The organism is Streptomyces sp. CA-179760 (assembly GCF_050937045.1).
Lineage (GTDB): Bacteria > Actinomycetota > Actinomycetes > Streptomycetales > Streptomycetaceae > Streptomyces.
The window spans coordinates 3,135,912-3,161,935 of record NZ_JBNJLZ010000001.1; the positions used below are offsets into that span (position 1 = coordinate 3,135,912).

Sequence of the window (26,024 nt, forward strand, 5' to 3'; positions counted from 1 at the left end):
CACTGGACCATGCGCCCCGCCGAACCGGCGGACGTCGAGCAGATCGCGGAACTGCGGGCGATCGTCATGCGCCCGGACCTGGAACGGCTGGGCCGCTACGACGCGCACCGGGTCAGGCAGCGGCTACGCGACGGCTTCGCCCCGCAGCACAGCTCGGTCATCGAGGCCGACGGCATCTTCGCGGGCAGCGTCACACTGCGTCCGGCCGAGGACGGCACCTGGCTGGAGCACTTCTACCTCGATCCCGGCCTCCAGGGCCGGGGCCTCGGTTCCTCGGTCCTGCGAACCCTGCTGGTCCGAACCGACGCCGCCGCCGAACCCGTACGCCTGAACGTCCTCCAGGGCAGCCCGGCCCGCCGCCTCTACGAACGCCACGGCTTCACGGTCGAGACCCAGGACCCGATCGACGTCTTCATGGTGAGACAGCATCGCGGTGGGGAGGGCTCGCAGCTTCCCAGAGCGCCTGGAAGCGACTGATCCGCTCCTGGACATGTCCGGGACTCGTCCGCAGCGTAGTTTGGGCGGGCACGCCCGGATGTCCGGGAGGATCTCGTGGCTGAGCTCCCCGTCGAAGAGGACGAAGTCACTGAGGACGGCCGCCCGCGTTCTCGGCCCGAGCTGCGTCAACACCACGATCCGCACCTCGATGCCCAGCTCGCCGTGGCTGCGGCAAAGCCGCTCGAGGCTCTCGGTGACCTCGCTCTCGTCGCGCGCCAGGAACAGCCGCCGTACGTCGACCCCGCGGAAAATCGCCTCCCGCTGAGCTGCGAGATACCACTGCCCCGGCTCGCTGCCCCAGAAGTCCCGGTCGAGAGATGTGCTGATGGCGTAGAGGTTCCTGTACGCGCAGGCAGTGAGGGCGAGCAGCCAGCCGTGGTTCTCGCCGGGACATTCCACGCTGCCCTGGCCGAGGCCTTCCAGCAACGAGTTGTGACGGCCCGTCTCCTCCTCGGCAAAATTCCGCACGAAGTGGGAGTCCAGCTCAGGGATTCGGGCGTACGGGCGGGCCAGCCGGATCACGTCGTGGGAGCGGAGTACCGAAGCGTCCACTCCGCTGAGCACTTCCGTAGCGGTGCCCATCCTGGCCGACGCGTCCTCCTGACTCTTCACCACGGCTCTCAGCCGCTTGTCGAAACGCATCAGCATCCACACGATCACGACCGCACAGCCGCCCAGGGACACGATCGCGACCCAATCGCTCATACCGTCTCCTGGTGAGACAGCGATACGGCCTGGACGGCCAGTCGATCGCGGATGTGCTGGACGAGGTTCTGCCACTGACGGGTGAAGCCCGGGGTCTGCTCAAGGGCGTCCCACAGGCGGCCCAGTGAGAGGGCCACGCGGGCGCGCGGCATCCACAGATGCAGGAGGTGCTCCGCGGCTGCGCCCAGTGCCGGGACGGAGGAGGTGGGACCGCGGCTGCCGTCCAGCATGTGCGTCACGGTCGTGAGCAGCCAGTCGTGCAGGGCGAGGTCCTCGCACAAGCCCGCCGCCGCGGAGGCCGGGACGCCTGCCGGCAGTCGAAGCTCCACAGTCCGCAGCCCTCCCTCGGCCAAGGTGAAGCGTTCCAGGGATGCCTCCTCCGCCACCGGGACGTGCCGCGCGACCCAACGCAGTCGCGTGGGACTCGACTTGAAAGGCACGCGACGATCGAGCAATGGATGGCGGCGCAGTTGGGCGAGCACCGCTTCCGCGATCATCCCGAGGTTGAGCTCGTCACGTCCGGGGCCGTGCAGGATGCCCTTCGCCGTCGCTTCCTCGGGCAGCTTTCCGATGGGTTCGACCAGGCCCGGCCGTACGAGGTATTGGCCCCAGGGCCGCCGGGCTTCCGGACCGGAGCCCGGTGCGCTGAAGTAGGCGGTGGCCTGGAGGACACGCCCCTCGGTGAGCGCGGCGCGGGCGGCCACCGTCCCCACGGCACGGACCTTGGCTCCGTTGGAGGTCGGCAGCCCGCAGTCCACGCCGGTGAGGACCTCCGGTGAACGGACGTACAGGTTCGGCCGCTCGGAGACACGGACGTGCTCGTCGGCACGCAGCCGCAGGAATTGAGGAGCGGCCCGGCTGTCCAGTGCCCGCAGGGCCGGCAGCAGACAGGTGCGCACCTCACCGCAGACCAGGACCGGACGCACCGGCTGGATGGGGGAAGCCACTCAAGTCCCCTCGGCCAAGCAGAAGTCCGGGGGCTCCTCGTAGAAGACGTACGTCGACCGCTGCGCGACCCCCGCCGGCACCGGCACCCCTTCGCTAGCGGACCGCTCGGCGACCTGCCGCAGCGCCCCGGCGTCGACGTCCGTCTGGTCGAGGATGAGCCGTACGGCGTCCTCGACGGGCAGGAAGCGGTTGGGCAGCAGCGTGCAAGTGCGGTAGGCGCTGAAGGGGGCCGCGGAGTCGTTGAGCCGGAGCAGCGGCGGCAGGTGGTCCCAGTCGCGCGGGAAGCTCCCTCCGGTCCAGGGCTGCGGGGTGAGGACGGGCTCGCCGAGGTGCCGTAGGAGGCCGAGGCGGGCCAGTTGCCACACGGCGGCCAGCAACGGGCAGGACCACAAGCGCCGCCCCTCCCGCTCCGACCAGAGCTCGACGTCCATGAAGACCGAGTGGTTGCGGGCGGCGGTCTCCTGGGGTGGCTGCCAGCCGGGGGCCCCGGACAGCGCGCTGCGGGCGGCACTCGGCGTGCGCTGCCCGTTGGAGAGCCAGCCGGTCTGGCCGACGGGTGGGCGGGCGCCGTAGCTGCCGGGCGGCGGCGATTCGACGAGACGGTGCGCGACGGACTCGGCCGGATCGGTCCTGCCGTCGGCCGCGCAGCCGGACTCGCGTGCCAGATAGTCGATGCGCAGGCCTGCCTTCTCCGCTTCGCCGAGGACGACGGGGAGGAGTTCCGCCGGGGTGGAGAAGCGCGTGAAGTAGTCGTCGACGAGGAAGCAGGTGCTGATGCGGGGGCGCCGGTCGCCGATGCGGCGGGACGCGGCGGCGCGGGCGGCGTCCGCCCAAAGGCGCGTCTCGGCGAAGTGCGCACGCAGCCGCCCGGGTCCGGCCTCGAAGTCCTCCATGTAGAGGTGGCCCACTTCCAGGGAGAGATGGGCGAGCGGTACGGCCTGGGTACGGGGCTCGGCCATGGACTCCCGGAACACGGACTCCGTCATGGCCGACCCTCCTTCGCACCGTCCTCAAAAAGTACAACTCGACGCCAGGCTTCGCCAGTTGTGCTGCACTATGACGAGACACGACTACGATCCGAATGAAATGGGCGGATATGACTGCATGGTCCACCCGGCTGGCCCGCCCCGCCGATCTGGACCGACTCCGCTTGCTTCTGGCTGAATCGTGCGAAGCGGAGGTCATTCCGTCGCTCCCTCTTGTCATCGCGGCCGTGGAACACGAGCTGGTCCGAGTAGTCGAATCCGAAGGCGAGTTGGTGGGGTGCATCGCCGCGGAAATGCCGTCACCGGGGCATGCGCGGCTGTCTCTGATCGCGGTGCGGGACCGCACGCGGCGGCAGGGTATTGCCACGCAGCTTCTGGACGAGATGGTGCGGGATCTGCCCCGGAGGTCGAGCGAGCCGCCGCTGATCTCCGCCGTGGCGAGGACAGAGGAACTGGCGGTGACACGCCTCCTTCTGGCCTGCGGGTTCATCGGGACGCGGGTCATGCGCGCCGGTGGTGCGGACGGCGCCGACCGCATCTACTACCAGTACAAGTCACGCGTCGAGTACATCGATCCGGACGCGCGGCATCTCGTCCATGTCACCGCGAAGGAGCAGCTCGCGGAGTCGCTGGGGGCGTCCGACCACGCGGTGACGGCGTTGGTGAGCCTGGGGGGTGAACCCGCCTTCGAGATCGCCCGGTTCGAGAAGGACGACCCCGCGACGCTCCAGTCCGGGGAGGCCGCGGCCGGCATCGCGTTCTCCGGCTCCATCCTGGCCGCCATCACGTTCCTCCTGGGCTTCGCCTTCTCTTCCACCCGGTTCCCCGACGACGTCCGTCTGCTTCTCATCGGGGCGACGTTCAGCACGGTGCTCTCCCTGATCGTCTACGCGAGTGCCTCCGGCGAGCTGGCCCGGATCCGCTCGAACGCGTTCGGCAAGATAATGAAGTGGGGGAACGTGCTGTCCGAGTACGGCGGCGTGTTCCCCTTCCTCATCTCACTGCCCGTCACCTACGCACAGGTCAGCGGCAATCCCTGGACGACCATGGTGCTGGCCGTCGTGATCAGCGCGGCCATGGCCTGGTACGAGCGGTCGGAGTTCTCCATCGCCCACCGCTTCCGGAGAAGCCGGAGTGAAGTCGGGCTGATGGTCCTCACGGCTGCCTCTCCGACGGTCGGTGCGGCGCTGGTGGAGGCGGATGCCGTCAGCTGGCCATGGACCATCGCCCTGACCGCCACGCTCATGGCCCGCACCTGGCTGTATCTCTTTCGCAGAGGCGCGGAGGCCGACATCGCGGAGCGCAGGCAGTGGCAGATCAGGGGGTAGCCCCCGTCCCGGCTCAGGGATGCGACCGCAGTGCTGTGCGAACCCGGTCCGCGACCTCGCGGGCGCACCCCCAGGACAGGGTCAGTCCGGCTCCCCCGTGTCCGTAGTTGTGCATCAGCAGCGTGCTCTGATGCCACTCCTCCGTGAGCCGGACCCGGCTGCGGACCGGCCGCAGTCCCACCCGGTGCTCGACGACCCGGGCTCCGGCGAGCGACGGTTCGACGGCGGCGCAGCGCCGGATGATCGCCTCGGCCTCGGCCTGGTCGGAGCCGAGGTCCCAGTTGCCCCGGTCCGAGGTTCCGCCCAGGACCACGACGTCGGAGTGCGGGTAGATGTAGGTGAGTTCCTCGGCACCAGGGGTGTCGTCGGTGAAGAATGCCCGGATGCCGGGGTTCTCCACGACGACGAGCCGGCCGCGCACCGCCTCGACCGCGACGTCGGCGGCGAGGTCCCGGGCCCCGGCGCCGGTGCAGTTCACCACCACGGGCTCTTCGCCCATCGCGTCGTCGAGGGTCTCGTAGTGATGATCGCGGATGTGCCCGCCGGCCTTGGCGAGTCGTTCTACGAGGTACTGGAGGTAGCGGGGCATGTCCACGAGCGGGGCACGGTAGCGCCAGCCGGACACGAAGCCCTCCCGCAGGTCGTCCGGTGGGCACGCCACCGCCCCGACCAGGCCGCCCCAGGCCGGCAGGTCACAGGGGACTCTGGACTCCTGGGTCCCTTCCAGCAGCCGGATCCCCGTGCCGGCGTCCGTGCTCAGCTCGGTCAGCTCCGACAGGGTCACCCGGCTCCATCGCTCCACCAGATCGCGGGGTTCGGCCAGATAGGGATCCCACATGGCGCCCGCGGCCGCCGAGGTCGTCTCGGACGGGAGCCGGTCGGTGTCCACCCGGACGTCCATGCCGGACTCCGCCAGGCACACCGCCGTGGTGAGTCCGGAGACTCCGGCGCCGATCACCACCGCACTGGCCGACACGGGCTCGCCTCCCTGGTCTGCGACTCTCCGCCGAGACTAACCGACCCGCTCCGCGGGGCCCCGGCGGCACGGGGCCCGGTTCACGCCGGTTCCCAGTGCCTGTCGTCGGTGAGCCGATCGGCCAGGTCGCTCAGGGCCTGCCAGGTCGTCATGTCCGCGATCCGGCTGCCGAGCACGTCCTCGTCGGTGATGAGCTGCTCCCGCCACTGGAGGACAGGCTCGAAGGGGACGGTGCCGAGGACCTGGCTGCGCCCCATGCCGTGTTCGGAGGCGAGCTGATCGAGGCCGTCGTCGCACACCCGCATCCACGCCGACTGCGCGGGCCGCACCTGCGACCACAGCGGCGCGTCGGGATCGGACACGGCGGACCGTACGAAGCGGATGGCGCCGCGCAGGGCGTCCTCGTCGTGGCCTCGGGCCACGCCACCGGCGACGAGGCCGTACCTGCCGAAGACCAGGTGCGCGGCGGCGGCCACATGCTGGCGGGTCCAGCGGTGGAAGACCAGCCAGCGGGACGGGACGGCCCTCATCTCGGGCTGTGCGGTGGCGGCCAAGGCCAGGTCGACGGCGTAGCTGCGGCCGGCCCGGAGGTCGACGAGGATCAGGTCGAACTCGTGGTGCAGCTTCAGCAGCAGGTCGACGCACCGCCGCAGGTCGTTCTCGGTGGTGGCGAAGTCGCCGCCGCTGAGGTCTCCGGGCATCAGCACGAGCCGTCCGGAGCGGGGCGGCCGGTCGCGCAGCGCCTGGTGCCCGGTCTCTGCCCAGACGTCGATGCGGGCGGGGTCGACGACCTCGCCCTTCAAGTAGGCGTGCAGGCCGCTGCCCTCGGCGGCCCGGCGGGCCTCGGGCACGTCGAAGACGGCCGACGCGGTGGGCGAGCCGAAGTCGAAATCCAGGTAGCAGACCTCGTCTCCGGACAGTGCCCGGTGGTAGGCGAGGTTGGCGCTGGTGACGGAACGGCCCGCGCCGCCCTTGTCGGAGGCCGCGAAGATCAGCACGTTCCGCCTCCGAGGCGGGCGGTTGCCCGGGCCTGGGCGAGAACGTCCAGCAGGCCCAGGACGTCGAGGGCCAGCGCGTAGGCCGTTCCCGGCCGTTCGCCGACGAGTTCACGGGCGCGGCGCAGCTTGAGCTCGATGTCTCTGAGCGCCCTCTCGCGGCTGCCGCCGCCCGGGGGTGCCAGTTCCAACTCCTCGACGCCGAAGAGTTGGGCGGCCTCGCTGAGCAGCGCCTCGGCCAGGTGGGTCAGTTCGGGGCTGCGGAGCGGCGGCTGCCGGTACATGTGGTGGGCTTGGACCATCACCTCGACGACGCGCTCGGTGAAACTCCAGGAGCCCCACAGGCCCGCCCCTTCATCGTGGCCGATACGGCGCCGCCAGACGTGCTCCAGGATGTCCTCCGCGAGTCCGGACAGCCGGCCGTGCGCGTCGGGGTCGCGGGAGAGCGCGCGCAGTTGCACGGTCCGCTTCAGCAGCTGTGCCGAGAAGTCGGTCATCGTCCATCGCAGGGGTGGCCCGATCCGTTCGGTGCCCAGCAGCGGCATCGTGACGCCGGGGTCGTGCAGCCGCACCATCGGGTCGTCGTGGGTCACGCGGCTGGTGATGCGGGCGCGATCGGCGAGACGCTCCAGGACGCCGACGACACGCGTCAGGTCGTCGTCGGTGGCGCGCCGCCGCATCAGGTCGTGGACGAGGAGGGAGGTGACGGAGAGCGAGAAGTACTCGGATTCCTGCCGCTGCCCGGTGGTACGCCAGGGGATGTCCTCCAGGGGCCAGCGGTCGGCGTCGAAGCGGGCGATGCCGGACCAGAACTGATGGGTGACCTCCCAGCGCAGCCGGAGCGCCTCGGCGAGCCTCTGCTGTTCGGAGTCGAGCAGCCCGAAGGTGAGGGTGCGGTAGGAGAACAGGTCCTCGATGCCATCGAGTGCCACGACGGTGAAGTAGAGGTACGGGACCGGGTCGGCGATGCCGTACGGCTGAGGGCCGACGGGTTCGTCGGTCTCGACCTCGGGCGCGTCCCTCACGATGCCCCAGGCCCAGCCGCATTCGAAGAGCCGGTTCCCGTCCAGAAGCCCCTCATGGACGTCGAGCCCGAGGACGAGGCTCTCGGTGATCACGGCACGCAGGGCTTTGAAGCGGTGCCGGAACCTCTGAACCACGTGCCGCTGCGGCACCCGGCCCTGTCCCAGGAGGTCGGTGAGGGCCTCGCCCTGGGAGGAGTCGGGGTCGTAGACGCTGACGGTGAAGGAGCGCAGCAGGCTCACCATCGCGGCCGTGAGGCGGTTGCTGGTGGCGTCGCGCAGTTCGGCGATCGCCGCCTGGACGTGGGGACGCCGGGTCCTGGTCTGGTAGACCTTGAGGAAGCCGAGCGTGGCCAGACAGAGGGTGATCGACAGGGAGTAGGAGTCGACCACGCCGAGTTCGCGCTGCTCGTCGGTGAGGTCCGTGCCCTTACCCGCGGGGCGGAAGTAGTAGCCGCCTGCGAAGGCGGGAGTACTGCCGTCGCGTCGCGTGTGCGTCCGCATGAACTCGCCGACGACCTCGACGAGAGACGCCGGGAGGTCCAGCCGACCGCCTGCCCTCTCCATCGCCCGCAGGACGTCCCGCTCCGTGGTATCGGGATCATCCAGCCGGAACGCTGGGATCTCCGTGGCCGGATACAGCAGACAGAGCAGCCGTTCCGCATCGGCGACACTGCTTTCCCCGCCCAGGTCGCCCCAGTTCCACGTTCCCTCGTCGAAGGACTGGCGGGCTATCGCCTGCCATATGTCCAGGAGTCGCTGCCGTGGTTTGATCTGCAATTACCTCATCCCCCGTACAGGTCACCCAGCCGTCACTGCCGACGCCGACCACAGGCGAGGATCATTCCCCCGTGTCCTTCGCGCAGGCATGCCGATGAGACGAGTCGCCTGACCTTTAAGTCATCCGCGAGTGTTTCGAGGCTCGCGTGCACCTCGGATTCCCCCACGCCACAGGCGGGGAAGAAATGCTCACCTGCGTAGTGGCCCATGGAATGTTCCATGAAGGCGGCGGCGAAGGGGGCGCCGGGAATCAGCGCCCGTACGAAGCACTCGACGCCGAGTCGGAACTCCTGCGACGAGGTGGTCATCGACTCGGCGACGAAGAACATGGTCCCCAGGGACCACCGCCCCTCGTCCGGCGCCAGGTCGAAGATGCTCCCCTCCTTCACCTCTACGGCCCTGCGGAACCTCTCGCGCGGGTCCAACTCCAAGGCGCTGTACGCATCGTGCTCGCGCAGGACGTCCCAGAAGTGGTCCCAGTTCGCGTCGTATGACCTGACCTGGTTCTCCAGGTACGTCACGTTCGCGGACGAGTACTCGAGCAGAGTGATCTCTTCGCACCAGGGCAGCATGGCGAGTGCGGGACAGAGGTTCGGGCCGGCACCCACGTCGATGCCGGAAACCGGCCCGGTCGTATGCGTCGTCCGAAAATGATCAGCGAAGTGATCCCCGACGATGCGCAGAATCTCCGCGTCCTCCGCCTGTATGTCGCGGTAGTTGTGATCAACGTAGGCGATGGGGTCGAATTTCACCCAGGCCACATCCGAATTCCTCAGCCGGGCGTCCCACGACGAGCTCGACGTCATTCACTCACGGTACCAAGTTGGCGTCCGTGTCCTGGGGTAATCCCCCTGCCGCGTAGGGCAGTTACCCGGATGGGACAGCTTCCCGCGGTCGGTCAGGCTGCTGGCATGAAGCAGATCACGAAGAACGCCGCGCTGATCGCCGCCGCGGGTGTCGCTCTCGGGCTGGCCGGGCCTGGCAGTGGTGCGTCCGCGGCCGGTGCCGGGTCCCTCAAGTGGACGAAGTGCGAGGGCACCGGCCTCCACCCCCGTCAGAGGTGCGCCACCGTCGAGGTCCCCATGGACTACTCCGACCCCGACGGACGGAAGCTCCGGATCGCCGTCTCCCGCATCCCCAGTGAGAAACCCTCCGCTCGCCGGGGTGCCCTGTTACTCATCCCCGGCGGGCCCGGTGGGGTCAGTCTCGGGGATCCCTCCGGCAAAGGGCAGCAGCTGCCTCAAAGCGTGCGGGACGTCTACGACCTGATCGGGTTCGCGCCGCGCGGGATGGCACCGTCCAGTGCCGCCGCTTGCGGGCTCGGGAGCAAGGACCTCGCTCTCGCCAAGCTGCCCTGGCCCGCCCCGGACGGCTCCGTCACCGAGGCCATGGCCACCGCCCGGCGTATCGCCGACGCCTGTGCCCGTAACGGCGGTGAGCTGATACGGCACCTCAGCACCGCCAACGACGCCCGCGACCTCGACCGCGTCCGGGCCGCGCTGGGCGAGAGCCGGATCTCCGCGTGGGGCGACTCGTACGGCACGTACGTCGGCTCCGTCTACAGCCAGTTGTTCCCGCACCGTACCGACCGCATCGTGCTGGACAGCAACAACAACCCCGACCACACCCGCGTCGGACGCGCCTGGCTCGCCGCGTTCGAGACCGGCGTGGAGGACAACTTCCCGGAGTTCGCCAAGTGGGCCTCCCGGCCCGGGAATCCGTACCGGGTGGCCCGTAAGGCTGCCGATGTACGCCCCCTCTTCCTGCGCCTCGCCGAACGGCTCGACCGCGAGCCCCTCCCCTGGCCCGGTGCCGACCCGGCGGAGCTGAACGGCAACGTCCTGCGCCAGACCATGCTGAGCGGCCTGTACGGCCCCGACGACTACCCCGTGCTGGCGGAGATGATCCTCGCCGCCCGCAAGGGCACCGTGCCGCCCGTGCCCGAGGCCCCGGACGAGTCGATGATGCAGAACGCCGCCGCGGTCGGCGCCGGCATCCTCTGCAACAACGTCGCCTGGCCCAGGTCCGCCGCCCACTACCAGAAGGGCGTCGACGAGAGCCGCGCCGAGTTCCCGCTGACTGCGGGCATGCCGCGCGGCCCGATGCTGTGCGCGGCCTGGCCGTACGAGCCGCGGGAGCCCGCGGTCCGGATCACCGACCGCGGACCGTCGAACATCCTGCTCGTCCAGAACGAGCGGGACGTCGCCAGTCCGCTGAGCGGGGCCCGCGAGCTCCGGCGCGCCTTCGGCGACCGGGCGGTCATGGTGACGGTGAACTCCACGGGCCACGGCGCCTACCTCGCCAACGGCAATGCCTGCGGCGACCGGACCGTCTCCCGCTTCCTCGCTACGGGCGAGCGCCCGGACCGGGACACCTACTGCGCCTAGGTCAGCGCTGGGCGAGCGGCGCCGGGGCCTCCTGGACGGCCCAGCCGTTGCCGTCGGGGTCCTGGAAGAAGAGGAAGGAGTTCCAGATCTCCTCGCCCCGGCCCTCCGCCCAGCCGGAGCCGCTCACATGCAGGACCGGGGATACCTCCACCCCGCGTCCCACCAGCTCCGCCCTGGCCTTCTCGATGTCCGTGACACAGAGCTGGAGGCCCTGCAGCGAACCCGGGGCCGCCCGGGGCTGCCCCGGCGCCTCGGGCATGCCGGACTCCAGCACGATCGAGCAGCGCGAGCCGGGGGGCGTGAGCTGGACGAAGCGGCCCACGCCCTCGAAGAACGACGCGTCGATCTCGGCACGGAAACCGCACCGGTCCACGTAGAAGGCCTTGGCCCGGTCCACGTCGGTGACCGGCACGGTGATCACCTCAAGGGTCCATTCCATGGGCGCACCTCCTCAGCCATGGTCCCTCGGGGGCACGGACCGCGCGCGTCAGCGGTGTCGGCCGTACCGGCGGGCCACCGCGTGGAACGCCTCCTTCGGCTCCCAGTGCCAGCCGGAGGCGGGGTCGTCCGGACGGTCCTTGATCACCTTGGTGATGGCGTACGTCGCGATGTCGAGGTCGAGCCGGGGCTCGTCCGGGCGGTGCGGGGCGTCCGCGCTGATGAACTCGAAGGTCATCGCCCCGTACAGGCCCATCGAAGCGAAGACGTCCAGCAGCTCGCCCACGTAGTCGGCCTGGACGCGCTCGCTGCGGACCAGGTTCCCCTTGATCTCCGGCGGCTCCTTGTCGTAGTCGACGATGTCCCAGCCCATGCCGCCCGCCTCGGGGGCGCCGGCGTACGCGCACGTGCCGAACTCGGTGATGGCCAGCGGCTTGCCCCATCGCAGATACTGCTTCAACTCCCGGACGTAGTCGGACCGCTTCTCGAAGTACGAGTAGTAGTCGATGCCGACGATGTCGAAGAGGCTCCAGTCCGGGTCGTCGATGCTCTGGGCGGCGGCGTAGCTGAGGTTGCCCTTGAAGACGGAGCGGCCGACCTTCGCGGCCTTGGCCGTGAACTCGGCGAGCCGGCGCAGCGTCCGGGGCCAGTCGACCGTGCCGTTCTGGAGGTGCCTGATGCGTTCCAGGGCCGTCTCGCCCGGCAGGATGCCGGGGACGAACAGCCAGAACTCGCAGCCCACGCTGAGGTCGACGCTCGCGCCCTGCCGCCGCAGCCGCTCCGCGAACCGGCCGGTCTCGGCGAGGTGTTCCAGGATGTCCCGCTGCGGGGCGTCCCCGAGGGTCGGCTGCAGCCAGATGTGCAGCCCGCGTTCGGCGGCCTCGGCGGCGGTGGCGGTGAGCCGTTCGACGCCGTCCCCCGTGACGTCGATGGTGTCGGCGTGCAGGTCGTCACGGATGGCCCGCACATCCGCCCGCATCCGCCGCGCGCTCCACGCGGTGCCGGGTGTCTCCCCCGCCCCGACGGTGTAGACGACGCCTTGCCGGCGCAGCCCCCGGCCGCCGTGCCGGGCTTCCGTCGCCAGGGCCTGCCCCGCCGTGCCCACCGCACCGACGGCCCCCACCGCCGCCGCCCCGGCCAGGAACCGCGCCCGGCTGATCCCCTGCGCCTGCCTGCTCCCCTTGGTCTCTTCCATGCCGGTTACTGTGCCGACGCGAGTGCCGGGTGCGCTGTCGGCCGTCGGTCTACGGCGGTGCGACCAAGGTATGAGGTGCCGCGCCGAAGGAGAGGCTCATCCCCCCCAGCTCCGGGCCGGGGAGCGGCATCGCCCCGGAGCCGAATCACCCCACCCCCCGCGACTCCTGCCCCGCCCGCGCCTCGATCCCCCGGAAATGGACCGCCATCGCCCGCTGCGCGCCCTCCACATCGCGGGCGCGCAGAGCCGTGACGATGTCGCGGTGGCGGCGGACCGTGATCTCGGGGGCCGGGTCGTCGGTCCAGCCGCGGGCGCCGGAGACCCGTCGGAAGACCGTCCAGAAGGCGGCGAGGAGCTGGGGGACGAGGGCGTTGCCGAGGGAGGCGTACAGGGACTCGTGGAACTCGCGGTCGAGGTCGGGGAAGGACCGGGCCGTGGCACCGGCCGACTCCATGCGGGTCACCACGCCCTCCAGCTTGTCCAGTTCCGCCTCGGTCAGCGTCGCGGCGACCCGGCGGATCAGGCCCTCCTCCAGCACCTCGCGGACCTGGAGGATCTCGGCGAGGGCGCCGGTGTCGTCGTCGTGCCGGGCCAGGGCGCGGAACGTCAGGCCGTCGACGAGCGGGGTGAGGGAGGCCCTGCCGACATAGGTGCCGTAGCCGTGTCTGATCTCGACGATGTCGAGGGCCTGGAGGGCCTTGAGGGCCTCGCGGACGGAGTTGCGGCTGACACCGAGGGCCTCCATCAGATCGGCCTCGGTGGGCAGCGGCGCGCCGGCGGTGAGTCTGCGGTCGAGGATGAGCTGGACGACCTGGCGCTGTATCCGGCTGGTCCTGGGCTCCTCGGACATGCGCCGCATCGTACGCGCCCCGGACGTCCCACGTCCCACCTCTGGCGGTACCCAGTGCTGGGCCTGCCTTGATAGGCCGTCAACTCACGTCGTCTCACGTGCCATTGGTGCGACCTCTGGCAGATACGCCATTCGTGTGCGACCCCTTGACCGCCCTCACGCCCCCTCCTATGGTCGCGCTGACCGTCAGGACGTAGGACGTCGTACCTCCCACCCCTTCACACCGTTCCAGACCTCACCGCTGGAGGACCCGTGCGCGACGTGACCCACGACGTACCGGCGCCGCACCGCCGGACGTTCCTGAAGTACACCGGCGCGCTGGGCGCGGCCGCCGCCGTCTCCGCGTCGCTGTCGGCCTGTTCGTCCGGGCCCCAGTCCACCAACGAGACCGGCGGGGGCGACGGCGCGGACCGGACGCTCACCGCGGTGATCGGCTACGGCAACGACGGCAGCTGGGACCCGACGCAGACGGCGTCCGCGTTCTGCATGGCCGCCAACAACCACATCTACGAGGGCCTGCTCGACACCGATCCGATCTCCCGTGAGCCGTACGCGGCCCTGGCGACCGAGGTGCCGAAGGATCCGAACAGCACGTCATGGAAGTTCGCGCTACGGGCGGGCGCGAAGTTCCATGACGGCAAGCCCGTGACCGCCGACGACGTGGTGTTCGTCTTCGAGCGGATCCTCGACCCGGACACCCAGACCCTCGCCAAGGGATTCTTCGCGAGCTGGCTGAAGGAGGTCCGGAAGATCGACGCGCGGAACGTGGAGCTGGTGCTCAAGTTCCCCTTCCCGGACGGGCTTGCGCGGCTGACGCTCGCCAAGATCATGCCGAAGCACGTGTTCTCCAAGCCGGGTGGCTGGGACGAGGCCATCAAGGGGCTGGCCATCGGCTCGGGGCCGTACCGGCAGACCGCGCACCACCCCAAGTCGAACACCACCTTCGAGGCGTTCGCCGACTACAACGGGCCGCGCAAGCCCGCCTTCCGGAAGATGAACTGGCTGACGATCGTGGACGCCGCGCCCCGCGTCGCGAAGATCTCGGGGTCGAGCGCGGGGGCGCAGATCGCGGACAACATTCCGTACGCCAACATCGGGCAGTTGGAGAGCGGCGGCCTGACCGTCGCCGGCGGGGCCGGGATGAACAACCTGTTCCTGATGTTCAACACCCGGCACAAGCCCTTCGACGACGTACGCGTGCGCCAGGCCCTGCACTACGCCATCGACACCGAGAAGATGGTGGAGGTCGCGCTCAAGGGCCGCGGGAAGCCGTCGAGCTCCTTCCTCGACGAGAGCAACCCGTCCTACCGCCGGGCCAAGACCGTCTACGACTACGACCCGGACAAGGCGAAGGCGCTGCTCAAGGCCGCCGGGGTCAAGGGGCTGAGCATCGAGATCCTCGCGGTGAACGTCAGCTGGATCGTGGACTGCCTGCCGACCGTCAAGTCCTCCTGGGACGCGATCGGCGTCCGCACGACCCTGTCGCCGCAGGAGACCACCGCCGTCTTCACCAAGATGGACCAGAAGCAGGACTACCAAGTGGTCGCCGCCGCATCGAACCCCAACCAGTTCGGTCTCGACGCCGATCTGATCATGCATTACAACTACGGCCCCGAGAACCTGTGGATGCAGTACACCCGGTGGGCCGGCGACTCCGCCGCCAAGGCGCTCTTCAGGGACATGGACCGGGCCACCCGGGAACCGGACGCCGCGAAGAAGACGACCATGGTCCAGGACTACATCGACGTCGTCGCCGAGCAGGCCGTGCTCTACCCGGTCGTCCACAACGAGCTGATGACGGCCTGGAACCCCCAGCGGCTCAGCGGGATAAGGCCACAGCCGTACCCCGGCATCAACCTCCTCCAGGCCAAGTGGGCCTAGCGGTATGACCGCTGTCCTTCGGATCCTGCTCCGCCGTGTCGCCCTGCTCGTGCCGCTGATGCTCGGCATCGTGCTGTTCGTGTTCCTGGTGATGCGCTTCTCGGACGCCGACCCGGCGTCCGCGTTCTTCCAGGGCGCCAACCCGACACCGCAGCAACTGCACGACTTCCGGGAGGAACACGGCCTGCTCGACCCGCTGCCCGTGCGGTACGTGGACTTCGTCGCCGACGTGCTGCACGGCGACATGGGCACCAGCGCGCTGACCCGGGCGCCGGTGATCGACCAGGTCACCACCGCGCTGCCGCTCACCCTCCAGCTGACCTTCCTGGGCCTGGGCATCGCGGTCGTCCTGTCCCTGCTGGGCGGGGTGACCGCCGCGATCTACCGGGACCGGCTGCCCGACCAGATCATCCGGGTCGTGTCGCTGACCGGTGTCGCCGCGCCCGGCTTCTGGCTCGCGCTGCTGATGATCCAGTACCTGGCGGTCGACCTGGGCTGGTTCCCGACCGGCGGCTACATCAACCCGGCCGACTCCTTCACCGGCTGGCTGAAGACCATGACCCTGCCGGCCTTCGCCCTCTCCCTGCCGGTGGCGGCGCAGCTGACCCGGATCGTGCGGACGGCCGTGGTCGAGGAGCTGGACAAGGACTACGTACGGACGGCGATCGGGAGCGGGCTGCCGCCCCGGGTGGTCGTGGGTCGGAACGTGCTGCGGAACGCGCTCATCAATCCCCTCACCGTGCTCGGGCTGCGCGTCGGCTATCTCCTCGGCGGCGCGGTCGTCATCGAGACGATCTTCTCGCTGCCCGGCATGGGCAAGCTGATGATCGACGCCGTGAAGAACGGCGATCCGGCTGTCGTCCAGGGCGTCGTCCTCACCACGGCTGCGGGGTTCGTCGTCGTGAACCTCGTGATCGACGTCCTCTACCTGCTGGTCAACCCGCGACTGAGGGATGCGACCACATGATGACCCGCATGATGACCCGGAAGGGCCTCACCGAGACGCTGTCCCGGCCCGGTGTACGGCTGCGCGGCTGGCGCCGGCTGCCGTTGCTGTCGAAGGTCGCCGTCTGCTTCCTGGCGGTCGTCGTCCTGATGGCGGTGCTCGCGCCGGTCCTCGCCCCGCACGACCCGCTCGACCAGCAGCCGCAGGTCGACGGCACCGGGCATCCGTCCGCCGCGCACTGGATGGGCCAGGACAGTCTCGGCCGGGACATCCTCAGCCGGCTGATGTACGGGGCGCGCTGGTCGCTCGCGATCGGGCTCGGCGCCACCGGTCTGGCGCTGGTGGTCGGCGCGCTGCTCGGGGCGATCGCGGCCACCTCCCGCAAGGCGGTCGACGAGACGCTGATGCGCTGTCTGGACGTCGTGATGGCGTTCCCGGGCATCGCGCTGGCCGCCGTGCTGGTGGCGGTGTTCGGCGGTGGCATCACGGTGCTGATCTGCGCGATCGCGTTCCTGTTCACGCCGCCGGTGGCACGGGTCGTCCGGGCGAACGTCCTCGACCAGTACGGCGAGGACTATGTGACGGCGGAACGGGTGATCGGCGCCCGGACCCCGCACATCGTGCTCAAGCACGTCGCGATCAACTGTGCCGCCCCGGTGCTGGTGTTCTGCACGGTCCAGGTCGCCGAGGCGGTGGTCTTCGAGGCGTCGCTGTCCTTCATCGGTGCGGGTGTCCGGCCGCCCGACCCGTCCTGGGGCAGTGTCATCGCGGACGGCAAGAACATGGTGCTGACCGGCGGCTGGTGGGCGACCGTGTTCCCCGGGCTGCTGATGCTGGTCACGGTGCTGTCGCTGAACATCCTGTCCGAGGGCGTGTCCGACGCGTGGGCGGCCCCGTCGGCGCGGGACGTGGAGCCGCCCGAGGACGACCGGCTGGAGGCACCGGAGCCCGGCAGCGGGGAGGTCGTACAGCTGCCCGGCCTGGCGGAGGCGGCCCGGCGACTGCGGGCCCGGGCCCGCCGGCTGCCCCGGGACGCTCAGCCCGTGCTCGCGGTGGAGAACCTCGCGATCGGCTTCGACCAGCGGCACGGCGGCGTGGACATCGTGGACGGCATCAGCTTCGAGGTGCGTCCCGGTGAGGTGCTGGGCCTGGTCGGCGAGTCGGGCTGCGGCAAGTCACTGACCGCGCTGGCGGTGATGGGACTCCAGCCGAAGGGGGCGCGCGTCAGCGGACAGGTGCGGTTCCAGCAGCGGGACCTCATCGCCGAGCCGATGCGCGTACGCCGCAAGCTCCTGGGCCACGAGATGGCGATGATCTACCAGGACGCGCTGTCGTCGCTGAACCCGGCGATGACGATCCGCGCCCAGCTCAAGCAGGTCGTCCGGCGCGGCGGGCGGCGCACTCCGGCCGAGTTGCTGACGATGGTCGGCCTCGACCCCGAACGCACCCTGCGCAGCTACCCGCACGAGCTGTCCGGCGGGCAGCGCCAGCGCGTCCTGATCGCCATGGCCCTGTCCCGCGACCCGCGGCTGATCGTCGCCGACGAGCCGACGACCGCCCTCGACGTGACCGTGCAGGCCCAGGTCATGGAGCTGCTGCTGCGGCTGCGTGCGGAGCTGGGCTTCGCGCTGATCCTCGTCTCGCACGACCTGGCGCTGATCGCGGACGTCACCGACCGGGTGGTGGTGATGTACGGCGGGCAGATCGTGGAGACGGGCGTGACCGCCGACCTGGTGGAGGCACCGGCCCACCACTACACGCGCGGCCTGCTCGGCAGTGTGCTGTCACTGGAGTCGGCGCAGGAGCGGATGACGCAGATCAGGGGTGTCGTGCCGTCTCCGGCCGACTTCCCGGCGGGCTGCCGGTTCGCGGACAGGTGCCCGCGCGCGAGCGGCATCTGCCGTACGACGGCTCCTGTCCTGGCCGGCCCCCCGGCGCACACGGCGGCCTGCCATCACCCGGCCATAGAGCTGTCGGCCACCGAGACCGAGGCGGTGTCATGAGTGCGCTCGTGGAGTTGGCGGATGCTCACGTCGTCCACAAGGCCCGCAGCGGCGGCCTCTTCACCCGCGACCGGGTGTACGCCCTGACCGGCGCGGACCTCGCCGTCGCCCCCGGCGAGACCGTCGGTGTGGTCGGCGAGTCGGGCTGCGGGAAGTCGACACTGGCGAAGGTGCTGGTGGGGGTGGAGCGGCCGACTCGGGGGACGGTGTCGTTCCGGGGCCGGGACCTGTGGGCGATGCCGGCCGCCGAACGCCGCCGGGCCGTCGGCGGCAGTACCGGCATGATCTTCCAGGACCCGTCGACGGCCCTGAACCGCCGCCTGCCCGTCCGGCAGATCCTGCGGGACCCGCTGGACGTGCACGACCGGGGCACCGGAAGCCGACGCGACGAGCGGGTCCGGGAGTTGATGTCCCTCGTCGGCCTCCCCGGGCCCTCGCCGACGCCCTGCCGGGCCAGTTGTCGGGCGGGCAGCGGCAGCGCGTCGCGATCGCCCGGGCGCTGGCGCTGGACCCGGACCTGGTCGTGGCGGACGAGCCGACGAGCGCCCTGGACGTGTCGGTGCGGGCGCAGATCCTCAACCTCCTGCTGGATCTGAGGGAGCGCCTGGGCCTGGCCCTGGTGTTCGTCTCGCACGACATCCAGACGGTGCGGCGGATGAGCGACCGTGTGATCACCATGTACCTGGGCCGGATCGTGGAGGAGTCCCCGGCCGCCCTGGTCACCGACCGGGCCCGGCACCCGTACACCCGCGCCCTGTTCTCCGCCACGCCCGGCCTGCTCGACCCGATCGACCCGATCCCGCTGGTCGGTCCGGTGCCGTCGGCGACCCGACCGCCGAGCGGCTGCCCGTTCCGGACGCGCTGCTGGAAGGCGGACGGGACGTGCGCGGAGGCGATGCCGGACTTCTCGGCCGCGTCGGCCCCCGCCCACCGCTTCCGCTGCCACCATCCTGTCCAGGAGGACGAGTCGACCCGCGACCTCGTCCACCGACGCGCCCCGACGGAGGCTCCATGACCCTCGCCCCGCTGACCGGTGTCATCCCGCCCGTGTGCACGCCCCTGACACCGGACCGCGAGGTGGACGTCCCCTCGCTGCTCAGGCTCGTCGACCATCTGCTGGCCGGCGGGGTGAGCGGACTGTTCGTGCTCGGTTCGACGTCCGAGGCGGCGTATCTGCCGGACCGGCAGCGCGGACTGGTCGTCGAGTCGGTCGCGGCCCATGTGAGCGGGCAGCTCCCGGTGCTGGCCGGGGCGATCGACATGACGACGGCCCGGGTCCTGGACCATGTCGCGTCGGTGACGGCGGCCGGAGCGGACGCGGTCGTCGTCACCGCCCCGTTCTACGCCCGCACCCACCCGGCGGAGATCGCCCGCCACTTCCGCACGGTCGCGGCCGGCAGCCCGGTCCCGGTCATCGCCTACGACCTTCCCGTCGCCGTCCACACGAAGCTGCCCGCGGACGTGGTCCTGGAACTGGCCGCCGACGGTGTGCTGGCCGGGCTGAAGGACTCCAGCGGCGACCTGGCCGCCTTCCGCCAGGTCCTGACCGGCGCCCGGGACCGCCGGGGCATCACCGGCTTCAGCGTGCTGACCGGCTCCGAGCTGATCGTCGACGCGGCGCTCGCGCTCGGCGCGGACGGGACGGTGCCCGGCCTCGGCAATGTCGACCCGCACGGCTATGTCCGCCTGTACGACCTGTGCCGCTCCGGGGACTGGGAGGAGGCCCGTGCCGAACAGGAGCGCCTGTGCGCCCTGTTCGGCATGGTCACGGTCGGCGACCGGGCCCGGATGGGCCCCGGTTCCTCGGCGATCGGCGCTTTCAAGGCCGCGCTGCACCTGCGGGGCGTGATCGACTGCCCGGCGACGGCGGAGCCGCAGGTGCCGCTGTCGCCGGACGAGGTGGAGCGGGTCGGGAAGTACCTGGCGGCGGCCGGGCTGCTCTAGAGGTCACCGACCGGGAGACGGCGGAACTCGATCGTCTCGTAGGTCCCCCGGGCTCCCGTCTCATAGAGGACCCCCACCGCCTTCCGGCCGAGCGGCACGAGGTCGGAGTAGGCCGCGGGCTGCTGGGAGAGCGTCAGGGCCTTGGTGAACGTGGCCCCGCCGTCGGTGCTGCGCCAGAGGGCCATCGCCCGGCGGGCGGTGGGGACGGAGGGGCCGGAGAACAGCAACGGCGCGCGCTTTCCGGCGAGTTGCAGGACGCTGCCCTGGACGACCGGGACATCGTTCAGGGCGGGCTGCACGGTGTACGGCCGCTCCAGGGACCGGCCGCCGTCACGCGAGTGGCTGTCCAGGCGGTTGCCGGGGCTCGTGCCGTGCTGGTCGCGGGCGTTGAAGTAGACCCTGCCGTCGGGGAGCTGGGCGGCGATCGACTCGTTGGCGTTGTTCACGCCGTCGTAGGAGTCGTCGACGAAACCCAGGCGCCAGGTCCTGCCGCCGTCGTCGCTCAGGAGCGCGTGGGCACCGTAGTGGCGGGGCTCCTGGCCGGTGTCCGGGGAGCCGGCGGGCGGGGCCGCCGAGTGGTTGGCGGGGACGACCAGCCGGCCCGCGTGGGGGCCCCGGGTGAGGGCGATCGCGTGGCCGGGGCCGGTCGCGTACCAGCGCCAGGACGGGCGCTTGACCTGCGCGGTGATCTCTCGGGGTGCGGTGAAGTGCACGCCGTCGTCCCGGCTGTGCTGCACGAACACCCGGCGGCTCTGTTCGGGCGTGACCTCACCTCGCATGATCTGGGCCTCCGTCACCTTGCCGCTGTTGTAGGAGGTGAGGAGCACGACCGCGCCGGTACGCGGGTCGACGACGGGGGCCGGGTTGCCCCGGGTGTCGCCCTTCCCGGCGGCGACGACGGTGAGCGGGCCCCAGGTGCAGCCGCCGTCCGTGGAGCGCCTGAGGACGACGTCGATGGCGCCGGTGTCTCCCGCGCCGCCGCGTCTGCCCTCGGCGAAGGCGAGGACGGTGCCTTCGCCCGTGGAGACGGCGGCGGGGATGCGGTACGTGTCGTAGCCGCCCTCGCCCGAGACGTACGGGACGGAGGACACGCAGCCTGGGGCAGCCGAGGCGGAGGGCGTCGCGGTGAAGGCTGGGAAGAGGACCGTGGTGACGAGGAGGGTGCGGCTGAGGAGTCTCATCCTGCTCCTGTAACGGGGGCGTCGGACCGTGCCTGTCCGTCAGATGTTCCCCGGTGTCACGATCCCCGACTCGTACGCCACGATGACCAGCTGCGCCCGGTCCCGCGCCGCCAGCTTGCCCATGATGCGGCTGACGTGGGTCTTCGCGGTCAGCGGGCTCAGGCCCAGCACCTCGGCGATCTCGGTGTTGTTGAGGCCGCGGGCGACCAGCGCGAGCACCTCCCGCTCGCGCTCGGACAGACACTCCGGCCCGCCGGTCGCCGGTGCCGAGGGGCTGCGCAGGAACCGCTCGATCAGCCGTGCCGTGGGCCCGGGCGACAGCAGGGAGTCGCCGGCCGCGACCGTGCGGATGGCGTCCAGGAGTTCGGCCGGCCTGGTGTCCTTGACCAGGAACCCGGAGGCGCCCGCGCGCAGGGCGTCCACGATGTACTCGTCGGTGTCGTAGGTGGTGAGGACCAGGACGCGGACGCCCGCGAGGTCCTCGTCGGCCGCGATGAGCCGGGTCGCCTCGATACCGTCCAGGTCGGGCATGCGGATGTCCATCAGCACGAGGTCGGCGCGCCCGCTGCGGGCCAGTTCGACGGCCTGCCGCCCGGTGGCGGCCTGGCCGACGACCTCCATGTCGCGGGCCGACTCCACGAGCATCGCGAACGCCTCCCGCACCAGGGTCTGGTCGTCCGCGAGCAGTACGCGGATGGTCATCCGGTCCTCTTCCCCGTCGTGGTCAGCGGCAGGACCGCGGCCACCTCGAATCCGCCCCCGGGGCGCGGTCCGGCGTCGAGTGTGCCACCCACGCTCCGGGCCCGCTCCCGCATTCCGACGAGTCCGAAGCCGGGGGTGCCGCCAGGGGCCGGTCCCGTGCCGTCGTCACTGACGGACAGATGCAGGGCGCCCTGCCGCTCGTCCAGCTCCACCCGGACCGAGACGTCGGGCCCCGCGTGCCGGACCGCGTTCGTCAGGGCCTCCTGCACGATGCGGTAGGCGGCGGCGCCGACGGCGGGCGGTGCCTGCCGTATCCGTACGGTCTGCTCGACCCGGGCACCGGCCAGCCGCGCGGCCCGGGCCAGGTCGGGCAGGCCGTCGAGGCCGGGCAGCGGGCCGCGGGCCTCCGGCGGGCCGTGCTCGCGCAGCACCTCCAGCGTCGTACGGAGTTCGCCGCGGGCACTGCGGCAGGTCTCGGCGATGTCGTCCAGGGCCTTGGCGACCGTCTCCCGGTCGAGCCGCTCGGGGTCGGCGGACAGCACATGGGCGGCGACGGAGGTCTGCACGCCGATGAGGGTGATGCTGTGGGCGAGCAGGTCGTGCAGGTCCCGGGCGATCCGCAGCCGCTCCTCGGCGACCCGCCGCCGGGCCTCCTCCTCCCTGGTCCGTTCGGCCCGTTCGGCCCGCTCCACGATGGAGGCGACGTACTGGCGGTAGAACCGCACGTCGACGCCGCAGAACAGCACGGCGACGACCCAGCCGGACGCCTTCAGCAGTCCCAGCGCCTCCTGCGCGCTGATGGTGAGCAGCACGCCCACCGCCATGGTGATGACGCCGATGCCGACCAGGACGGTGCGCAGCGGCCGGCCGGTGACGGCGACGGTGTACAGGGCGACGTAGGCGGCCTGGGTGGCCGCGGTGTGCGGGTAGTCGAGGAAGTGGTAGGGGAACACGCAGGTGATCACGGCGACCAGGACGAGCACCGGACGGCGGCGGCGCCACACCAGCGGCACGTGGGAGACGAGCAGCAGGGCCCAGCCGAGCGCGTCGGGCCTGCGGCCGTCGTCGACGAACAGCGCGAGCGCTGCGGCGACAACGGCCACCGAGACGGCGAGCAGCGCGTCGTTGCGCAGTGCGTGCGGGGCGGTCAGAGGGTCGCGGTTGATCGCGGCCATGATCCGCTCGGCGGACCGCGACCGGGTCGCCTGCGGGGTGGTGGGTGCCTGCACGGGCATCATCCTCGGCCAGGAAGGCGCCCCTCCGGGAGAGGAGGGGCGCCGTCGGTCAGCGGGCGTCGGCGGCCACCGGTTCCTGCTCCTTCTGCGGAACCGTCCGCTCCGGCGCGCGGGAGAGCCTGCCCGGCCACCACACCCGCCGCCGCAACAGCACACTCGCCGTGGTGACCAGATACGTACGCACAAGGAACGTATCCAGCAACACCCCCACAGCGATGACGAACCCGAGTTCCACCAGCCCGACCATCGGCAGTGTCGTCAGCACGGCGAACGTCGCCGCGAGCACCACCCCGGCGGAGGCGATCACCCCACCCGTCGTCCGCAGCGCGGTCAGCGCGGCCGCCTCCGGCTCGGCACCCCGCACGGACTCCTCGCGCATCCGGTGCATCAGGAAGATGCCGTAGTCGACCCCGAGGGCGACCAGGAACACGAAGGACAGCAGCCCGAGCCCTGGATCCGTACCGCCGAACCCGAACACCGGCTCGAACACCAGCCCGCCGATGCCCAGCGCCGCACCCCACACCGCGACCACCGCCGCCAGCAGCAGCAACGGCGCGACGAGGCTGCGCAACAGGCCGACCAGGATGACGAACACGGCGGCGAGCACCAGCGGCACGACCAACTTGCGGTCCCTGGACTCGCTGTCGGCCAGGTCGATCTGCTGGGCACTGGGCCCGCCGACGTAGGCACCCGTGGGATCGAGCCCGGCACGCAGCGCCTCGATGGTCCGGGTCTCCCCCGCGGTCTCCGGCGCGGCGGTGGTGAAGACGGCGATCTCGGTCCAGCCCGACCCGCTGCGGCCCGGGGCCACCTCGGCGACACCGTCGGTCGCACGGGCCCGGTCCAGCACGGCCTGAGCACGGCCTTCGGGGGCGATGACGGTGACGGGCCGGCTGCTGCGCTCGGGATACTCCTGCGCCAGCGTCCGCATCGCGGTGATCGACTCGGGCCGCTCGGTGAACGAGTCCTCCTGTTTGATGCTGCCGGACAGATTGAGCGTGCCGAGCGCGAGGGCGCCCAGCAGCACGCCCCCACCGGCCAGCACCAGGGCGGGCCGGCGCGTCGCCGAGGTGCCCATCGCGGCGAACAGCGACCGCCGGGCCTTCGGCTCGCTCCCGAACGCTGGGATCAGCGGCCAGAAGACCCGCCGCCCGAGCAGGACCAGCACCGCGGGCAGCAGGGTCGTCATGGCGACCAGCGCGGCGAGCACCCCGGCCGTGCCGACCGGCCCCATGCCGCTGCTGCTGTTGAGGTCGGCGGCGAGCAGGCACAGCAGCCCGGCCGCGACGGTCCCCGAGGAGGCGAGGATCGCCGGCCCGCAGCCGCGCAGAGCGGTGCGCATGGCGTCGTACGGCCGTTCGTGGCGCCGCAGTTCCTCGCGGTAGCGGGAGATGAGGAGCAGCGCGTAGTCGGTGCCGGCGCCGAGGACGAGCACGGTCATCACGCCGCCGCTCTGGCCGGTGACGGTGACGTCGAACAGTTCGTGCAGCCCGTACGCGGCGGCCATCGCCGTGGCGGCGGCGACGCCCGCGACGGCGAGCGGGACCAGCCACAGGAAGGGGCTGCGGTAGATGAGGACGAGCAGCACGGTGACGACGCCGAGCGTGGCGAGCAGCAGGGTGGCGTCGAGGGTCCCGAACACCTTGTTCATGTCGGTGTTCAGAGCCCCCGGCCCGCCGACCTCGGCGCTCAGCCCGCCACCGCCCTCGGCGATGTCGCGCACCCCGTCGACGAAGGCGTCCCGGGCCTCCTCGTCCTGGCCCGGCTGGGTGCTGGAGACCGGGTACATCAGGGTGGAGCCGTCCTTCGAGGGGACGCCCCGTGTCTCGCCGCCCGTCAGGTCGTAGGCGCCGCTCACCTCGGCGACCTGCTCGGCGGCGGTGCGCCGGTCGGCGTCGGTCAGACCGCCGTCCCGGTGGTAGACGAGCACCAGGTCGGTCGACTCACCGCCGGGCAACCGGTCCTGGATCCGCGCCACCTGCGTGGAGTCGGCGCTGTCGGGCAGATAGTCGACCGCGCGGTTCTGCTGAACACCGGAGAACTTTCCGGCGAGCGGTCCGAGCAGGACGAGCGCGGCCAGCCACAACCCGACCACCGCCCAGGGCACCACGGCCCGCCGCCGCCCCGTTCGTATCCTTGTGTCCCCCATCAGCCGGGCTCCTTCCGCGTCGGGTGTCTGGAACGCTCTCCAGACTCCCGGCGCGCGAGGGCCGGTTCGTCGGGCGCGAGGCCGACTTGCGGGGTACTGCCCGGGGCGGCACGGGCCGCGGACTACTCCCCGGGGAGTAACGCGGGGAGGTGTCCTACGACGGGGTACGCGCGGCCGCCAGCAATCGCGTCACGTCGTCGGAGCAGATGGCCAGCGCCGCCCCCACCGTCGCGAGGACGTCCCGCTCGGCCGGGGTGTACGGCCCGTCCGCCAGGGCGATGCGGGCGCCCTGGAGCAGGATCGATTCGCGGCCGACGGTGGCGAGGTGCGGGGCGAGCGGGTCCAGTGCCTCGTGCAGCTCTATGGCGAGCCCGGCGCCGCAGGGCTCGCCGGAGATCCGGCCGGTGTCCGCCTCCAGCGCCTCGACGAGAGCGGCCAGCTGTTCCTCCGTGCAGTCGTCGAAGCCGGCCGCGCGCACGGCGAGCACGGCGGCCTCCAGCGCCGCACGGGACCCGGCGCCGCCCGCGGCCAGTACCGCGAGGGCGACGGTGTGCACGGCGTCGCGGAGCATCGCGGAGAAGCGGGTGGTCGTCGGATGGTCGAGGACGTCCGTGCCGAAGTGGCGGCGGCAGGCGGCACACTCCACCACCGGGCCGGTCTCGCCACGCGGCAGCACGGGCAGGCCCAGCAGGGTGAAGCGGCGCTGTCCGGTCAGCCGCTGGTAGTTCCGGTCGCCGCCGCAGCCGGGGCAGAAGAACTCCCCGTCGCCGACGGCCGTCCATGCGATACGGGTGCCCAGGATGCTCGAAAACCTGGCGGCATGGCCGTTTCGTACCCGTCCTGGCAGCACGTCGCACCTCCGTCACGCCGCGCGG

At 71.3% G+C, this 26,024-nt stretch carries 22 protein-coding genes and 1 pseudogene; 9 read left to right on the forward strand and 14 right to left on the reverse strand.

Annotated elements, in window-relative coordinates; translation table 11 throughout:
• Positions 1-9: 9 nt before the first annotated feature.
• Together ACQEV8_RS14045 and ACQEV8_RS14050 are read left to right on the forward strand one after the other, a co-directional pair.
• A complete protein-coding gene (locus ACQEV8_RS14045; RefSeq protein WP_432972684.1) occupies positions 10-477 on the forward strand; it encodes a GNAT family N-acetyltransferase in 468 nt (155 codons plus the stop codon).
• A gap of 75 nt (positions 478-552) precedes the next feature.
• Positions 553-1,218, forward strand: a complete 666-nt coding sequence (locus ACQEV8_RS14050) for a hypothetical protein (protein WP_432960040.1) — start codon at positions 553-555, stop codon at positions 1,216-1,218.
• On the opposite strand, the gene ACQEV8_RS14055 is transcribed toward ACQEV8_RS14050, so the two are convergent.
• On the reverse strand, positions 1,200-2,150 hold the full coding sequence (locus ACQEV8_RS14055) for an SCO2521 family protein (protein WP_432960042.1): 951 nt from the start codon (positions 2,148-2,150) through the stop codon (positions 1,200-1,202). The two genes, ACQEV8_RS14050 and ACQEV8_RS14055, sit on opposite strands and share 19 nt — an antisense overlap.
• The gene (locus ACQEV8_RS14060) at positions 2,151-3,137 is read right to left on the reverse strand and encodes an SCO2522 family protein (RefSeq protein WP_432960045.1); all 987 of its coding nucleotides are present in this window, start codon (positions 3,135-3,137) and stop codon (positions 2,151-2,153) included.
• Between the two features lie 110 nt (positions 3,138-3,247).
• Here ACQEV8_RS14060 and ACQEV8_RS14065 point away from each other — a divergent pair, with 110 nt between their 5' ends.
• Positions 3,248-4,465: a GNAT family N-acetyltransferase gene (locus ACQEV8_RS14065; protein WP_432960047.1), complete on the forward strand. Its 1,218-nt coding sequence runs from the start codon at positions 3,248-3,250 to the stop codon at positions 4,463-4,465.
• 13 nt (positions 4,466-4,478) lie between these two features.
• Here ACQEV8_RS14065 and ACQEV8_RS14070 read toward each other — a convergent pair whose 3' ends face one another.
• The 4 genes from ACQEV8_RS14070 to ACQEV8_RS14085 all read right to left on the reverse strand — a co-directional run bounded on the left by ACQEV8_RS14070 (position 4,479) and on the right by ACQEV8_RS14085 (position 9,044).
• Positions 4,479-5,441, reverse strand: coding sequence for an FAD-dependent oxidoreductase (locus ACQEV8_RS14070; protein WP_432960049.1), 963 nt, complete (start codon positions 5,439-5,441; stop codon positions 4,479-4,481).
• An 80-nt stretch (positions 5,442-5,521) separates the two neighbouring features.
• Positions 5,522-6,439, reverse strand: coding sequence for an SCO2523 family variant P-loop protein (locus tag ACQEV8_RS14075; RefSeq protein ID WP_432960051.1), 918 nt, complete (start codon positions 6,437-6,439; stop codon positions 5,522-5,524).
• Positions 6,433-8,238 (reverse strand): SCO2524 family protein, encoded by a 1,806-nt coding sequence (locus ACQEV8_RS14080; RefSeq protein ID WP_432960053.1) that lies wholly within the window; start codon positions 8,236-8,238, stop codon positions 6,433-6,435. The genes ACQEV8_RS14075 and ACQEV8_RS14080 overlap by 7 nt, the downstream gene beginning before the upstream one ends.
• Positions 8,239-8,270: 32 nt before the next feature.
• Positions 8,271-9,044, reverse strand: a complete 774-nt coding sequence (locus tag ACQEV8_RS14085) for an SCO2525 family SAM-dependent methyltransferase (RefSeq protein ID WP_432960055.1) — start codon at positions 9,042-9,044, stop codon at positions 8,271-8,273.
• A 105-nt stretch (positions 9,045-9,149) separates the two neighbouring features.
• Here ACQEV8_RS14085 and ACQEV8_RS14090 point away from each other — a divergent pair, with 105 nt between their 5' ends.
• The gene (locus ACQEV8_RS14090; protein WP_432960057.1) at positions 9,150-10,625 is read left to right on the forward strand and encodes an alpha/beta hydrolase; all 1,476 of its coding nucleotides are present in this window, start codon (positions 9,150-9,152) and stop codon (positions 10,623-10,625) included.
• Position 10,626: 1 nt separating this feature from the next.
• On the opposite strand, the gene ACQEV8_RS14095 is transcribed toward ACQEV8_RS14090, so the two are convergent.
• The 3 genes from ACQEV8_RS14095 to ACQEV8_RS14105 form a co-directional block, all read right to left on the reverse strand.
• Positions 10,627-11,064 carry a VOC family protein gene (locus tag ACQEV8_RS14095; RefSeq protein ID WP_432960059.1) on the reverse strand — a complete coding sequence of 146 codons (438 nt, stop codon included), beginning with the start codon at positions 11,062-11,064 and terminating at the stop codon, positions 10,627-10,629.
• 48 nt (positions 11,065-11,112) lie between these two features.
• Positions 11,113-12,258 carry an abortive phage infection protein gene (locus tag ACQEV8_RS14100; RefSeq protein WP_432960062.1) on the reverse strand — a complete coding sequence of 382 codons (1,146 nt, stop codon included), beginning with the start codon at positions 12,256-12,258 and terminating at the stop codon, positions 11,113-11,115.
• A 145-nt stretch (positions 12,259-12,403) separates the two neighbouring features.
• Positions 12,404-13,117 carry a FadR/GntR family transcriptional regulator gene (locus ACQEV8_RS14105; RefSeq protein ID WP_432960064.1) on the reverse strand — a complete coding sequence of 238 codons (714 nt, stop codon included), beginning with the start codon at positions 13,115-13,117 and terminating at the stop codon, positions 12,404-12,406.
• Positions 13,118-13,360: 243 nt separating this feature from the next.
• Between ACQEV8_RS14105 and ACQEV8_RS14110 the strand changes: the two genes are divergently transcribed.
• The 5 genes and pseudogenes from ACQEV8_RS14110 to ACQEV8_RS14130 all read left to right on the forward strand — a co-directional run bounded on the left by ACQEV8_RS14110 (position 13,361) and on the right by ACQEV8_RS14130 (position 19,882).
• Complete coding sequence (locus ACQEV8_RS14110; protein ID WP_432960066.1) at positions 13,361-14,989, forward strand: ABC transporter substrate-binding protein; 1,629 nt, start codon at positions 13,361-13,363, stop codon at positions 14,987-14,989.
• 4 nt (positions 14,990-14,993) lie between these two features.
• Positions 14,994-15,956, forward strand: a complete 963-nt coding sequence (locus ACQEV8_RS14115; RefSeq protein WP_432960068.1) for an ABC transporter permease — start codon at positions 14,994-14,996, stop codon at positions 15,954-15,956.
• Positions 15,957-15,964: 8 nt separating this feature from the next.
• Positions 15,965-17,938, forward strand: coding sequence for a dipeptide/oligopeptide/nickel ABC transporter permease/ATP-binding protein (locus ACQEV8_RS14120; protein ID WP_432960070.1), 1,974 nt, complete (start codon positions 15,965-15,967; stop codon positions 17,936-17,938).
• A pseudogene (locus ACQEV8_RS14125) lies at positions 17,935-18,953 on the forward strand (oligopeptide/dipeptide ABC transporter ATP-binding protein). Before ACQEV8_RS14120 ends, ACQEV8_RS14125 begins: the two are co-directional and overlap by 4 nt.
• Entirely contained in the window at positions 18,950-19,882 is a 933-nt protein-coding gene (locus tag ACQEV8_RS14130; RefSeq protein WP_432960072.1) for a dihydrodipicolinate synthase family protein, read from the forward strand. The pseudogene ACQEV8_RS14125 and the gene ACQEV8_RS14130 overlap by 4 nt, the downstream one beginning before the upstream one ends.
• Here ACQEV8_RS14130 and ACQEV8_RS14135 read toward each other — a convergent pair.
• From ACQEV8_RS14135 to ACQEV8_RS14155, 5 genes are all read right to left on the reverse strand, one after another.
• Entirely contained in the window at positions 19,879-21,063 is a 1,185-nt protein-coding gene (locus ACQEV8_RS14135; RefSeq protein WP_432960074.1) for a sialidase family protein, read from the reverse strand. The two genes, ACQEV8_RS14130 and ACQEV8_RS14135, sit on opposite strands and share 4 nt — an antisense overlap.
• Positions 21,064-21,102: 39 nt before the next feature.
• On the reverse strand, positions 21,103-21,765 hold the full coding sequence (locus tag ACQEV8_RS14140; protein ID WP_432960076.1) for a response regulator: 663 nt from the start codon (positions 21,763-21,765) through the stop codon (positions 21,103-21,105).
• Entirely contained in the window at positions 21,762-23,003 is a 1,242-nt protein-coding gene (locus ACQEV8_RS14145; protein ID WP_432960078.1) for a sensor histidine kinase, read from the reverse strand. The genes ACQEV8_RS14140 and ACQEV8_RS14145 overlap by 4 nt, the downstream gene beginning before the upstream one ends.
• 46 nt (positions 23,004-23,049) lie before the next feature.
• Positions 23,050-25,149 (reverse strand): MMPL family transporter, encoded by a 2,100-nt coding sequence (locus tag ACQEV8_RS14150; RefSeq protein ID WP_432960080.1) that lies wholly within the window; start codon positions 25,147-25,149, stop codon positions 23,050-23,052.
• 154 nt (positions 25,150-25,303) lie between these two features.
• Entirely contained in the window at positions 25,304-25,999 is a 696-nt protein-coding gene (locus ACQEV8_RS14155) for a TerB family tellurite resistance protein (protein ID WP_432960082.1), read from the reverse strand.
• Positions 26,000-26,024 lie beyond the last annotated feature (25 nt).